Raw genomic sequence first — 9608 nt, forward strand, 5'->3', positions numbered from 1 at the left:
ACCTTGTGGGAGAGTAGGACGCCGCCGGACTTCTTTTCAATGGAAAGCCCCTGACGGGTGGAGCATCACGCTCCACCGGTCAGGGGCTTTTCTGCATTCCCGGCACAGTTCCGCATTGCCTGGGTATCGGGCACCGCGTACCCGGTAGACCGGATACATGAAGGTCGTCGGAGTCACACAGTTCGGAGGGCCCGAAGCCCTCGCCGTCCACGAGATCGAGGACGTCCACGCCGGCAGCGGTTCGGTCCGCATCGCGGTGCAGGCGTTCGCCGTGAACCCCACGGACACCGGTGTTCGCGCGGGGGAGCGGGACTCGAGCGCACAGAGCGCGCCCTACGTCCCCGGGATGGACGCCGCCGGGGTCATCGACGAGGTCGGCCCCGACGTCGAGGGCTGGTCCGTCGGTGACCAGGTCATGGCGATGGCGCTGCCCCTGACCGGTCATGGCGGTGCTTACGTCGAACACCTCGTCGCACCGGTCGGGTCGTTCGCCCGCATCCCGCGTGACACCTCGATCGAGGAAGCGTCCACCGTGCCCATGAACGGGCTCACCGCGATCCAGATGCTCGAACTCGCCGGGCTCGAGCGCGGGCAGACCCTCGCCGTCACCGGTGCCGCAGGCCTGCTCGGCAACTACGTGGTCCAGCTCGCGAAGGCAGCCGGCATCACCGTCATCGCGGACACGTCGCACAAGGACCAGGCACTCGTGCACTCGCTCGGTGCAGACCACGTCGTGCCCCGCGGCGACGGGTTCGCGGATGCCGTCCGTGCGATCGTGCCCGAGGGTGTCGATGCCCTCGCCGACTGCGCCGTCCAGCGGGACGTCGTGGTGCCGGCCCTCCGCGACGGTGGCGTCTTCATCGACGTCCGGGGGTGGAAGGGCAACGGGGCCGAGGGCGTCCGCTTCACCCAGGTCTTCGTCTTCAACGAGTACCGGTCGTTCGACAAGCTCGAACACCTCCGCCACGCGGTCGAGGGCGGCACGATCGTCCCACGCGTGGCCGAGGTGCTCCCGACGTCCCGTGCCACCGAGGCGCACGAGCGACTCGAAGCGGGCGGGACCCGCGGGCGCTTCGTCCTCACCTGGTGACCGCTGGCTGACGGACGTCACACACACCGGACGGGCCCATGTCGATGACGTGGTCGGCTTCGGCGACGACGGACATCGAGTGCTCCACGACGACGACCGTGTTGCCCGCGTCGGTGAGCTGCGACAGCTGTTCCGTCAGACGCTCGACGTCCGCCGGGTGCAGACCCGTGGTCGGTTCGTCGAGGACGTAGAGCGTGTGGCCGGAGCGGGCGCGCTGCAGTTCGGTGGCGAGCTTGATGCGCTGGGCCTCGCCACCGGAGAGCTCCGGAGCGGGCTGCCCGAGTCGCAGGTAGCCGAGACCGACCTGGCCCAGGGCCTCGAGCGCGCGGGCGGCGGCGGGGATCGGGGCGAGGAACGGGGTGGCCTCGTCGACGGTCATGCCGAGGACGTCCGCGATGCTCGAGCCGTTCCAGCGGACCTCGAGCGTCTCGTCGTTGTACCGGGAGCCGTGGCACTCGGGGCACGGCGCCCAGCTCCCCGGCAGGAACAGCAGTTCCACGGAGACGGATCCCTCGCCCTGGCAGACCTCGCACCGGCCGCCGGCGACGTTGAACGAGAACCGTCCGGCCGTCCAACCGCGGGCCTTCGCGTCGTCGGTCGCCGCGAACGCCGTCCGCACCGCGTCGAACAGGCCGGTGTAGGTGGCGAGGTTCGACCGGGGCGTCCGGCCGATCGGCTTCTGGTCGACCTCCACCACGCGGCTGACCGTCGGGTGGTCCACCGCCAGGGCTGGCAGCACCCCGCCGACCAGTGAGGACTTGCCGGAGCCGGAGACGCCGGTGACCGCGGTGAGGACCCCGAGCGGCAGGTCGACGTCGAGCCCACGGAGGTTGTGGCGGGTGACGTCGCGCAGTGCCAGGGTGCCGATCGGTGTGCGGGTGGGGCGGGCCTCCCGGTCGGTGCCGCGCGGCTGCAGGAACCGGCGTGTGACGGAGGCCTCGACGTCGGCGAGACCGTCGACCGGACCGCTGTAGAGGACGGTGCCACCCGCGGTGCCGGCCCCGGGGCCGACGTCGACGATCCAGTCCGCCTGGCGGACGATGCGCATGTCGTGCTCGACGACGAAGACGCTGTTGCCGCTGGCGCGGAGGTCCTCCAGGACCTGGATCAGCGGCTCGGCGTCGGCGGGGTGGAGGCCCGCGCTCGGCTCGTCGAGGACGTAGACGACCCCGAACAGACCGCTCCGCAGCTGGGTCGCGATGCGGAGGCGCTGCATCTCGCCGGGGGAGAGCGTCGGCGTCGCACGGTCGAGACTCAGGTACCCGAGGCCGAGGCCGGTGAGCACCTCGACGCGGCCGAGCAGGTCACGGGCGATGGCGACGGCGACCTCGGTGCGCTCACCCGAGGTGGTGCGCGAGGTCGCGGCAGCAGCGTCGGTCAGCTCGGCCGTGGGGCGGAGGACCTCGGCGACGCCGGACAGCGGCAGGGCGTTGAGGTCGGCGATCGTCATCCCACCGAACGTCACCGCGAGAGCCGCCCGGGTCAGCCCCGAGCCACCGCACAGCGTGCACGGACCCGACTCGACGAACTGCAGGACCTTCTTCCGCTGCGACTCACTCTGCGAGTCGGCCAGGGTGTGCAGGACGAACTGCCGTGCGCTCCAGAACTTGCCCTTGTACGGCTTCGCGACCCGGTCGCGCTTCGGCTGCACCTGGACGACCGGCTGCTCCTCGGTGAACAGCAGCCAGTCACGCTCCGACTGCGGCAACTCACGCCAGGGCCGCTCGATGTCGTAGCCGAGGCCCGCCGTCACGTCGCGCAGGTTCTTGCCCTGCCACGCGCCCGGCCACGCCGTGATCGCGCCGTCGCGGATGCTCAACGACGGGTCGTGGACGGCGGAGGCTTCGGTCACCTCGTGCGCGACACCCAGGCCGTGGCAGCGCGGGCACGCCCCGGCGACGGTGTTCGGGGAGAACGAGTCCGAGTACAGCTGTTCGGCGCCCTCCGGGTACGTGCCGGCGCGGGAGAAGAGCATGCGGGTCGAGTTGCTCAGCGTCGTCAGCGTCCCCACCGTCGACCGGGAGCTCGGGGCACCGCGGCGCTGCTGCAGGGCCACGGCCGGCGGGAGGCCCGTGATCGACTCGACGTGCGGGGTCGACCCCTGCGCGATGAGCCGACGGGCGTAGGGCGCGACGGACTCCAGGAAGCGGCGCTGCGCCTCGGCGAAGACCGTGCCGAACGCCAGCGAGGACTTGCCCGAGCCGGAGATCCCCGTGAAGGCGACGATCCGGTCGCGGGGGATGTCGACGTCGACGTCGCGGAGGTTGTTCTCGCGGGCGCCGCGGACGCGGATGAACCCGTCGTTCGTGGCAGTGGGGTCGAGGGTCGTACGTGGTGCGGGCATCTCTTCGAGCGTAGGCGGGTCGGGGCGGTTCGGTCATGCTGTGGCCCGAGCAGTGATGCGCCCGCGGGCCACCTCCGATGTGCGGACGTCCTCGATGGGCCCGACATCCGCTGACCATGCCCGGTTGTGCGATCGAGGTAGAACTCATATTCTACATCTGTTCGGCAAAGTAGCCGATCGGTCACCCGGGGCCTTTCCCGGAATCAGGAGTCATCGATGCCTCTCGTCAAGTCCCTACTGGTCGGAACTCTGGTGGGCAGCCTCGCTGTCGGAATCGGTGCGGGTGCCGGAACAGCAGAAGCTGTCGACCCGGAAGACATCACGACAACTTCCAGCGAGTTCCTCCCGCTCGAGGGAACGATCTTCGTTGCGAGCGTCGAAGGCCCCACCGACGTCCGGCTCCCCGACGGCAGCGTGCTCAGATTCCCGACGGGCACCTCGATGGCGACCACGGCCTCCGGGACACAGGCGTCCTTGCCAACCGGGGAACAGGTCGCGATTCCGCTGATCACGCCGGGGAGCGTGGCGCGAGCGGGAGGGTCTTACTACCCGCCCGTCACCATCATCCACTCTCGCTCACAGGTAGAGACCGTTTACCGGGCGGTCAACAACATCGGCACTGTCTGCAGGTGGGTCCCGTTGCCCTACCTCGCCAGCATCGGGTGCACTGCATCGACGACCGTGAAGAACGCCTACACCCAGGCGCACTACCAGTCCAAGCGTGTTCGGGTGGACTTCTACCGAAGCAAGGTGTGCTCCTCTTGCAGCTACTCGAAGTACACGGTGGTCAAATGAACGAACAGGCCATGCGCGCCGGGGGGCATGTCTTCGATCCAGGCGTAAAGGTCGGGATCGTGATCGCCTGGTTGGTCGTGACGTTCCTTGCCAGCTTCACTGCGGCCACCCTGCTGACGAGTGTCGCTGCTGAACTCATCGCCGTCTTCGCGGTCCTCGCGCTCGTGGCATTCACCAGCAGGACGTTCCGCACCCGCAGTGAGTTCAGCGATGATCGCCCTTGGTGGCAGCTCACAAGTCGAACGGCGTCGGCTTTCATGCTCGCGATCCTCTTCGGAGCCTCGCCTGTCGTCGAACTCGCGGTTGGGTCAACTACTCCAGCGATCAGTGCTGTCGCGCAGCTCTTCTTCGCCGCGGCGTACATCGGGTCCGGTGTCGGACAGTCGATCCGGAAACAACGAGCCGATCGCCCGAAGGGGTGATCGTCGTGCGACACAGACAGTCGCTCGTTTCCGCCCTCCGTCTGCCGGTCGCGTGACGGACGGGAGGCGCGTGGCGGGCCGGTCACGTGCCTCCCGGCGGGCGGTCGGTACGGTAGTGCGGGGGACAGGGGGACATGGACGAGGACATCGCGTGGTCGCCGCCGGAGCGGGACAACGGCATCGGGTGGATCGCGCTGAGCGGCTTGCTCCTGCCCGTCGGGTGGATGGTGTGGTTGTTCCTCGCGTTCGACGCGGCCCTCCGGCCGGAGGCGACCCGGCCGTCGCTGGCGGCGCAGACGGTCGGCGACGCGATCATCACGTTCATCTGCGCGGGGACGCCCCTCGCCGGAGCGGTCCTGCTGTTGCTCCGCCGGAGACGCGACCGCTCCGTCACCCTGGTCGGTCCGGTGGCGTGCCTCGTCTTCGCGATCCTCGGGGTCGGGACCGTCGGAACGGCCACCGTGGTGCTCGCTGTCGAGTGGGCGGACGACGTCCACCGTCGTGCGCAGCCCCTCACAGCGCTCGAGACGAAGCGCACGCCGGCGCAGGCGGAGCAGGAACTGTCGGCCGTGGGCGAGCGAGTCGTCCGGGCCCTCGGTGCCGACATCAGCGAGGGCGAAGCGAACCCGTACACGCGTGCGTGCGCGCTGTCGAACCTGCAGCGGGGCACCGCGTACACATGGCAGTGGGACGACACACCCGAGCCCGACGACGAGGCACAGCCGGATGCCGATGCTTCGGCGCGCAGGTTGTCGACGGCGGAGGTGGACCGTCGGACCGCTGCCGCACAGGACGTGCTCGGCAACGCGGGGATGCGGAAGGTCGACCTGTGGGGCTCCGCCGTCCGACTGGTCGGTGACGGCTGGTTGTCGGAGAGCACCATCAGCGTGTCGGAGGCGTCCAGTCTGGTCACCGTGGAGACCACCTGCCTTGCCGGAGGGCCCGGGAATGGCTGACCAGGAAGCGCCCACGACTGCGGGAGCGCCCACGACTGCGGAACGGAGCCCGACCCGCGTCCGGGTCGGGCTCGTGATCGCCGCCGCGTGCACGGTGTACGAGGTGTTGTCCGGGGCGCTCGTGCCGTGGACCGGGCTCGGCTTCCTGCCGCTGCTGCTGATCGTGCCGGCGTACTTCACCGCGATCATGCTGCTCGTGTGGGTGGGGCAGCAGGGGATCCGCCGGCTCCGGGTCGCTGCGGTCGTGGTGGGTGTCGTGCTCGCGGCCTCCCTGCCGATGGCCGTGGGGCTGGCGCTCGCGGTCGGGTGGTGAGCGAGACGAGCGGGCAGCCGGTCGCGGCCCGTGCAGCTCCCAGCCGCTGAACTGCGCGGGGTCAGGCGAGCAGACCCAGCTCCATCGCGCGGGTCACGGCTCGGGTGCGGTCGTTCACCCCGAGCTTCTCGAACACGTGGCCGAGGTGCGTCTTCACGGTCGTCTCGCTAAGGAACAGCACGCGGCCGATCCCCGGGTTGCTGTTGCCCTGGGCGACGAGACGCAGGACCTCGAGTTCGCGCGGGGTCAGCGACGGCCCGGCCGGTGTCGTCCCCACCGCTCGTCGGACCAGCGCCGCAGCCACTGAGGGAGCCAGGGCCGTCTCGCCCCGAGCGGTCGCCCGGACCCCGGCGAGGATCTCGGACTCCGGGGCCGCCTTGAGCAGGTAGCCGGTGGCGCCGGCCTCGATGGCGGCGAGGATCTGGTCGTCGGATTCGTACGTCGTGAGGATCAGCACGCGGACCTCGGGCGCGGTGGCGAGGATCTCCGCAGTCGCCGCGTCGCCGTCGAGCACCGGCATGCGCAGGTCCATGAGCACGACGTCGGGCCGCTCCACCAGGACGATCGACACCGCGGCAGCGCCGTCGGCCGCCTGCCCGACGACCTGGATGTCGTCCGCAGCCTGGAGCAGGGCGACGATGCCGGAACGGACGATCGGGTGGTCGTCGGCCACCACGACGCGGATCACCGGGAAACCACCGGTGCGGCTGCGGCTGCGGTTGCGTGCGGTCGGGCCGGGAGGCTCGGTGCGGCTCCGGCAGGCATCGGTGCTGCGGTCGGCAGGGTCGCCGTGACGGTCGTCCCGCTGCCGGGGGTGCTGTCGATGACGCAGGTCCCACCCGCGAGGGCGAGCCGCTCACGCAGTCCGCGCAGCCCGTGACCGGCGGTCGGCACCGCCGGGTCGAAGCCGACACCGTCGTCGGCGATCCGCAGCACCGTCTGGTCCGGCTCGTGCAGCAGCGTGACCGTCACCCCGGCCGAGGCAGCGTGGGCGCGGACGTTCGACAGGGCCTCTTGTGCGACCCGGAGCAGGACCACCTGGGCGTCACGGTCGAGGGTGCCGTCGGCAGCGCTGACCGTCACCGGGGTCCCGGTCTCTCGGGTGTGGCGCTCGCCGAGGCGGTGGAGTGCCCCGGCCAGGCTGTCGCGCGTGGTGCCGGCCGACCCCGCGGCGACGAGCACGCGGGACTCTTCGAGTGCGGCGCGGGCGGACTCCTCGAGCACGGTCAACCGCTCGTCGAGGGCGTCGGGGCGATCGTCGGCCAGGTCGTTCCGGGCACGCTCGGTGAGCATCACGATGCCGGCGAGGTTCTGCGCCACGGTGTCGTGGATCTCGCGGGCCAGGCGCTCCCGTTCGCTGGCGATCCCCGCGGCACGGTCGGCGTCGGCGAGGGACTGCTGCGCGGCGCGGAGGTCCTCCACGAGCTGCCGTCGTTCTTCTGACAGCGCGGCGACACTCGAGATCCAGCCGCCCATCGCGCACGACCCGATGACGCTGATGCCCTCGATGAGGAGCGTCGACACCAGGGCGTCCGGGCCGCCCGACACCATCAGCCCCACTGCGCTGAGCACGCCGACGGCGACGGTGAGCAGGACCCCTGACCGGATGCGCTCGGACTGGCACCACACCAGTGGGAACAGGATGCACTGCACGAACGCGGTGCTCGGGGCGACCGCGGGCAGGACCACGGCGGCGACGAGCACGAGCGGCAGGAACGCTGCAGCCATCCGCGGTTCGTCGTACCCGAGACGTCCGTAGGCCGCGTACGCGACGACCAGGACGGCGATCATCAGGTACGCCGGCCAGCGGCTGGACCACGGCGACCACCCGAGCACGGCGACCGCGAGCGTCAGCGCCATCGTGGCAGCGAAGAACACGTGCAACCACCGGTTGCGCACCCACGTGGGGGTGGTCGTGACGTCTGCTGCTGGCATACCGACAGCCTCCCACCTCCTCCCGTCGATCCGGGAGTTCTCCACAGGCCGTCCTCCACGAGGCGACATCAGCGTCAGCCGTCCTCGCGGTTCCAGCGGAACGTGAGGCGGCAGGCCACCAGGCCGAGGACCAGCCACCCTGCCAGGACGAGCGCTCCGAGACCGAGGTGCCACGAGCCTCCCGGCTCACCAGCCTCGAACGTGCCGGGCAGGAACACGGACCGCATGCCGGACGCCATCCACCGCAGGGGGAAGACGGACGCGACGTCCTGCAACCACGTCGGCAGCTGCATGAAGGGCAGGTAGACGCCGGAGACGAACTGCAGCACCAGCACGATCGGGACGATCGTCGCGGTGGCGCGGCGACCCTCGCGGGGCAGGGCCGAGATGGCGATGCCGAGCACGCTGCTCGTCGCGATGCCCAGGACGAACACGCCGGCGAAGGTGCCCCAGCGGCTCAGGTCCGTCGGGAGTGTCACCCCGAACAGGAGGCTCGCCACGGCCAGCAGGATCGCCGTCTGCACCAGCGTGGTCACCAGGACCATCCCGATCTTGCCGACGAAGTACGACATCACGGGGAGCGGTGTCCCGCCGAGACGTTTCAGGGTGCCGTCGCTGCGCTCGCCGGCGATGTCGACACCGAGTGCCTGCACGCCGGAGAGCAGGATGCCCGTCGCGACGAGGCCGGGCAGGTAGTAGGTGGCGTAGTCGACGCTCGTGGGACCGGCCTTGATGGCGGCGGCGCTCGCGAAGGCGACCGAGAACAGCGCCAGCATGACGACGGGGAACAGGAACGTGAAGAAGACGGAGTCGGGAGCCCGGAAGTACGAACGGACCTCGTACCGGATGCGAGCGGCGGCGATGCGTGCTGCGCTGATGCGTGCGGTGCTGGTGCCGGCGGTGCTGGTGCTCATGCGTCGGCCCCCACCATCTCGAGGTAGACGTCCTCGAGGGACGGGCGGATGACCTCCAGGTCGTGCATCGGCGTGGCCGTGCCCCGGACCAGGGCCTGCGGGTCGGTCGTGCGTTCCTCGTGTCGGAGTCCCTCGTCGTCGCGCCAGCGGACCCGAGGCGTGCGAGCCTCCTGGCCGCCGAGCTCGTCGATCGGGGCCAGTGCGCGGAGTTCACCGTTCGCGATCACCGCGGCCCGGTCCGCCAGGTGCGCCGCCTCGTCCAGGTAGTGGGTCGTCAGCAGGATCGTGGTGCCCTCGCGCTTGATGCCGTTGACCAGGTCCCAGAACTGGCGCCGAGCCTCCGGGTCGAAGCCCGTCGTCGGCTCGTCGAGGAACAGCACCTCCGGGTACCCGATCACACCGAGGGCCACGTCGACGCGCCGCCGCTGCCCACCGGACAGACGGCTGATCCGGGTGTTGCGCTGCGCCTCCAGGCCGGTGGCGGCGAGGAGCTGCTCGGTGCTGCGGGAGCGGGGGTAGAAGGTGCCGAAGTGGATGAGCTGCTCGGCGACCGTGACGTTCGGCGCCTCGGCGCTGGTCTGCAGGACGATGCCGACCCGGGCCTTGTGCGCGCGGGTGGCGCGTGCGGGGTCGGTACCGAGGACGCGGACGTCGCCGGAGGTGCGGGAGCGGAAGCCCTCGAGGACCTCCACCGTCGTCGACTTGCCGGCGCCGTTCGGGCCGAGCAGGGCGACGGTCTCGCCGCGGGCGATGGTGAGGGAGAGGTCGGAGACGGCGGTGTGGCCGGTGGCGTAGCGCTTGGTGAGGTGCTGGACCTCGATGGCGGGGGTGTCGGGCAT

General features: G+C 70.6%; 10 protein-coding genes. 5 read left to right on the forward strand and 5 right to left on the reverse strand.

Annotated features, from left to right (window positions below):
* Positions 1 to 157: 157 nt before the first annotated feature.
* Entirely contained in the window at positions 158 to 1090 is a 933-nt protein-coding gene (locus QL987_RS16330; protein WP_290158685.1) for an NADP-dependent oxidoreductase, read from the forward strand.
* Here the strand turns inward: QL987_RS16330 and QL987_RS16335 are convergent.
* A complete protein-coding gene (locus QL987_RS16335; protein ID WP_290158687.1) occupies positions 1080 to 3434 on the reverse strand; it encodes an excinuclease ABC subunit UvrA in 2355 nt (784 codons plus the stop codon). The two genes, QL987_RS16330 and QL987_RS16335, sit on opposite strands and share 11 nt — an antisense overlap.
* 216 nt (positions 3435 to 3650) lie before the next feature.
* On the opposite strand from QL987_RS16335, the gene QL987_RS16340 reads away from it, so the two are divergent.
* The 4 genes from QL987_RS16340 (at position 3651) to QL987_RS16355 (ending at position 5920) form a co-directional block, all read left to right on the forward strand.
* Complete coding sequence (locus QL987_RS16340) at positions 3651 to 4229, forward strand: hypothetical protein (RefSeq protein WP_253462428.1); 579 nt, start codon at positions 3651 to 3653, stop codon at positions 4227 to 4229.
* Positions 4226 to 4651: a hypothetical protein gene (locus QL987_RS16345; RefSeq protein ID WP_290158689.1), complete on the forward strand. Its 426-nt coding sequence runs from the start codon at positions 4226 to 4228 to the stop codon at positions 4649 to 4651. The genes QL987_RS16340 and QL987_RS16345 overlap by 4 nt, the downstream gene beginning before the upstream one ends.
* A gap of 134 nt (positions 4652 to 4785) precedes the next feature.
* Entirely contained in the window at positions 4786 to 5607 is an 822-nt protein-coding gene (locus QL987_RS16350) for a hypothetical protein (protein ID WP_290158690.1), read from the forward strand.
* Positions 5600 to 5920 (forward strand): hypothetical protein, encoded by a 321-nt coding sequence (locus tag QL987_RS16355; protein ID WP_290158691.1) that lies wholly within the window; start codon positions 5600 to 5602, stop codon positions 5918 to 5920. The genes QL987_RS16350 and QL987_RS16355 overlap by 8 nt, the downstream gene beginning before the upstream one ends.
* Positions 5921 to 5981: 61 nt before the next feature.
* Here the strand turns inward: QL987_RS16355 and QL987_RS16360 are convergent, their stop codons facing one another.
* From QL987_RS16360 to QL987_RS16375, 4 genes are all read right to left on the reverse strand, one after another.
* Positions 5982 to 6608, reverse strand: a complete 627-nt coding sequence (locus tag QL987_RS16360) for a response regulator transcription factor (RefSeq protein WP_290158693.1) — start codon at positions 6606 to 6608, stop codon at positions 5982 to 5984.
* On the reverse strand, positions 6605 to 7855 hold the full coding sequence (locus QL987_RS16365) for a sensor histidine kinase (RefSeq protein ID WP_290158695.1): 1251 nt from the start codon (positions 7853 to 7855) through the stop codon (positions 6605 to 6607). Before QL987_RS16365 ends, QL987_RS16360 begins: the two co-directional genes overlap by 4 nt.
* A 74-nt stretch (positions 7856 to 7929) precedes the next feature.
* On the reverse strand, positions 7930 to 8769 hold the full coding sequence (locus QL987_RS16370) for an ABC transporter permease (protein ID WP_290158697.1): 840 nt from the start codon (positions 8767 to 8769) through the stop codon (positions 7930 to 7932).
* Positions 8766 to 9608 (reverse strand): ABC transporter ATP-binding protein (locus QL987_RS16375; RefSeq protein WP_290158698.1); only part of this gene is annotated, 843 nt, incomplete at its 5' end. The genes QL987_RS16370 and QL987_RS16375, both read right to left, overlap by 4 nt.

Origin of the sequence: Curtobacterium sp. APC 4022 (assembly GCF_030407555.1) — a bacterium.
In the GTDB taxonomy this organism is placed as follows: Bacteria; Actinomycetota; Actinomycetes; order Actinomycetales; family Microbacteriaceae; genus Curtobacterium.